The sequence below is a fragment of the Stenotrophomonas pictorum JCM 9942 genome (genome assembly GCF_001310775.1).
GTDB classification, from domain to species: Bacteria; Pseudomonadota; Gammaproteobacteria; order Xanthomonadales; family Xanthomonadaceae; genus Stenotrophomonas; species Stenotrophomonas pictorum.
Genome location: NZ_BAZI01000313.1, coordinates 1 through 3,076, shown reverse-complemented (window position 1 = coordinate 3,076; position 3,076 = coordinate 1). Strand labels below are relative to the sequence as shown.

At 65.1% G+C, this 3,076-nt stretch carries 3 protein-coding genes and 1 pseudogene; 2 read left to right on the top strand and 2 right to left on the bottom strand.

Going from position 1 to position 3,076, the window contains the following annotated elements; all coding sequences use genetic code 11:
- Nucleotides 1-220: pseudogene (locus tag JCM9942_RS12930) on the bottom strand (hypothetical protein); the annotation flags it as partial.
- Between the two features lie 138 nt (nucleotides 221-358).
- Here JCM9942_RS12930 and JCM9942_RS12925 point away from each other — a divergent pair.
- Nucleotides 359-955 (top strand): lipocalin family protein, encoded by a 597-nt coding sequence (locus tag JCM9942_RS12925; RefSeq protein WP_054660165.1) that lies wholly within the window; start codon nucleotides 359-361, stop codon nucleotides 953-955.
- A gap of 96 nt (nucleotides 956-1,051) precedes the next feature.
- Here JCM9942_RS12925 and JCM9942_RS12920 read toward each other — a convergent pair whose 3' ends face one another.
- A complete protein-coding gene (locus tag JCM9942_RS12920) occupies nucleotides 1,052-2,017 on the bottom strand; it encodes a helix-turn-helix transcriptional regulator (RefSeq protein WP_054660163.1) in 966 nt (321 codons plus the stop codon).
- Nucleotides 2,018-2,180: 163 nt separating this feature from the next.
- On the opposite strand from JCM9942_RS12920, the gene JCM9942_RS12915 reads away from it, so the two are divergent.
- Entirely contained in the window at nucleotides 2,181-2,957 is a 777-nt protein-coding gene (locus tag JCM9942_RS12915; protein WP_054660161.1) for a DUF481 domain-containing protein, read from the top strand.
- Nucleotides 2,958-3,076 lie beyond the last annotated feature (119 nt).

The following is a 3,076-nucleotide window of genomic DNA, read 5'->3' as shown; positions in this document are numbered from 1 at the left end:
CCGGCAGGCGGAACCGGTACAGCGCCCACCAGGCCACCAGCGGCATGCCCACCAGCCACAGCGGCAACCAGCCGATCCAGCTGCTGTAGCCGCGGGCCGCCGGCCATACCAGCACCAGTGCCAGCCCCGCCAGCGCCCACTGCCTGACCCCACGCAGTACCCGCCGATCGGGCTCATGCGATTCATTACGACGATAGGACGATGCGGACGACTGCGACATGACGTTCTCCGACTGCATGACGGGGTGGGAGTGCATGCTCGGCGGCGGCCATCTCACCGGCTGCGACCTGCCATTGACGCGCCCCTCGCCACCGGTCGAACATGCAGGCGTGACTCCCCAATGGCGCTCGACTCCGTAATGCGATCACTTCCAGTGTTTCTGTCCGCCCTCCTGTTGAGTCTGGCCCTGCCGCAGGCCCCGCTGCATGCACAGGACGCGCCGACGCCGGTGACGGCGGCCGGTGATGTGAACGGTCCGATCGACCTGCAGCGCTTCATGGGCCGCTGGTATGTGATTGGCCGGGTCCCCAATTTCATCGAGCGTGGCCACGTGGCCAGCGTCAACACCTACACTCTGCGCGAGGACGACAAGGTCGCCATCCGCTACCAGTTCCGCGAGGGCTTCAGCCAGCCACTGGAGGAGATCAACATCCGCGCCAAGGTCGACCCGGACAGCGGCAACCGCCGCTGGCGCACCTGGTTCTACAAGATCGTGCCCACCCACACGCGCATCCTGGAGGTGGCGCCGGACTACTCCTGGGCGCTGATCGGCTACCCGGGCCGGGAGATGGCGTGGATCTTTGCCCGCGAACCGGATATGGACATCACCCTGTACCGGCGGCTTGCGCAGCGCCTGCGTGACACCTACGAGGTCAACACCGACAAGCTCAAGCGCGTGCCGCAGCATCCGGAGCAGGTGGACAAGCTGGGCTTCGAGGTTCCCAACCAGAAATAAGCGGTCGGTGGCACCTCTGCGCTGACCGGTCGCGGCGATTGAAAAAGCCCGATGCCAAAGCACCGGGCTTTTTCATGTCGGCCTGTCGTCAGCGGCTCAGTCGTAGTTGCTCAGCGCCAATGCAAGCAAGGCTTTGGCCTGTTCACGCAGCGACTGCGGTTCGACGATCTCCGCATCGGAGCCGTAATGCAGCACATCCATCAGCAACTCGCGTGAAACGCTGTAGGGCACCTTCAACTCGTAGCGGCCATCGGCCAGAAAGCGCCCCTGCTGCTTGGAATGCCAGTGCTCGTCGGCGACCCAGCGCGCGGCCTTGGCGCTGAACACGATCGTCGCCCAGCCCTTGGGCGCGCCGGAGAAAATGCCGTAGCTGGCGGCCAGTTGTTCGTCCAGCTCGGTATCGGGCACATCGCGGGCCGGCTGGTCCAGCAATCGCGCCTGGTGGATGCGGTCCACCGCGAAACTGCGCACCGCCTCGCGGCTGTGGTCCCAGGCATCCAGATACCAGTTGTCGCGGTAATGGGTGATCCGCTGCGGCGACACCGTGCGTCGGGTGGCCTCATCGGTCGAACGCGCGCGGTATTCGAAGGACAGCTGCTTGCGCTCCAGCACCCCGGACGCCACCGTGCGGAAGCTGGCCTCGTCCAGCTTGCGACCGCGGTGCGGGATGACCCGCACCCGCTCCACCGGCCAGTTCGACGCCCCGGCCTGGGCCGCCAGCAGCCCCTCGATCCGCTGTTGCAGCGGCGCCAGCACCGAGGACAGCACGCCACCGCCGGTCCGCGACAACAGGTGCTGGGATGCCAGCAAGGCATGCAGCTCCTCGGAGCTGAGCCACAGCCCGGGCAGCTCGAAACGCTCGCTTTCGCCCGTCTGGTAGCGGAACCCGGCTTCGCCGTCGCCTTCCACCGGCGCCATCAGCGCATCGCGCAGGAAGGCCAGATCCCGGTACACGGTGGCTCTGGAACAGCTCAACTCCTCTTGCAGCCGTGCCACCGTGACCGGATAGCGGGCCGACTTGAGAAGACGATGCAGCGCGTTGATACGTTCATAGCGGTCCATGAGCCCGATTATGTCCGAGTCCGCGCTGCAATGGAGCAGCGGCCCTGGCCGGACAATCTTCAACCGCGACTAAAGCGCCGCGCCGCACTGAACCGGGGGGTAGCAGGGCTTCCGGTATCATCAAACCGTCCGTTTTCCCCCCTTGTGCCCCGGAGACTGCTTGATGTCCCTGCGTGTTTCACTGATTTTCCCGCTGCTGCTGTGTGCTCCGCTGGCCTGGGCCGACAGCGGCTCCGATCCTGCCGCGATGAGCTCTCCCTGGAGTGGCAGTGGCGGTGAACTGGGCTTCGCCTCGGCCCACGGCAACAGCAGCACCGAAAGCTTCAACGGCCGCCTGAAGCTGCGTTACAGCGATGACGACTGGGTCCACAGCATGGACCTGTTCGGCCTGCGTTCCAGCGCCGAATACACCGTCACCGCCGACGACGGCAGCACCTCGCGCAAGCGCCAGACCACCTCCAACCGCTACACCGCCGGTGCCGGCAGCGCGCTGCAACTGGGCGAGCACCGCCAGCTGACCGCGACGGTGCGCTATGAAAATGACGATTTCGCCACCTACGACCGCCAGGGCAGCTTCGGTCTGGGTTACGGCACGCGCCTGATCGATGCCGAGCGGGTGACGCTGGATACGCAGATCGGCCCGGGTGTGCGCCGCTCGCACAATTCGGAAACCGACGAGAACCGCACCGACCTGATCGGCCGTGGCCTGTTCGACCTGAAATATTCCATCACCGACAACACCGATCTGGTCAACACCCTGCTGGTGGAATCAGGCTCGTACAACACCTTCGCGCAGAACGACTTCGGTGTGTCGGTGAGCATGAACAAGCATTTTGCGCTGAAAGCCGGCTGGCAGGCCCGCCACAACAGCGACGTGGCCGAGGACAAGCGCAAGACCGATACGCTGACCACGATGAACGTGGTGTACAGCTTCAAATAAGCGAGCACGTTCACCATACAAAAAAGCCGGCGCGAGCCGGCTTTTTTGTGTCCATGCAACCGGGCGCTTCTGCAACGGACGGACCCGCCCCTACGGTCGTGGCTCAGCGCAGCAGTCGG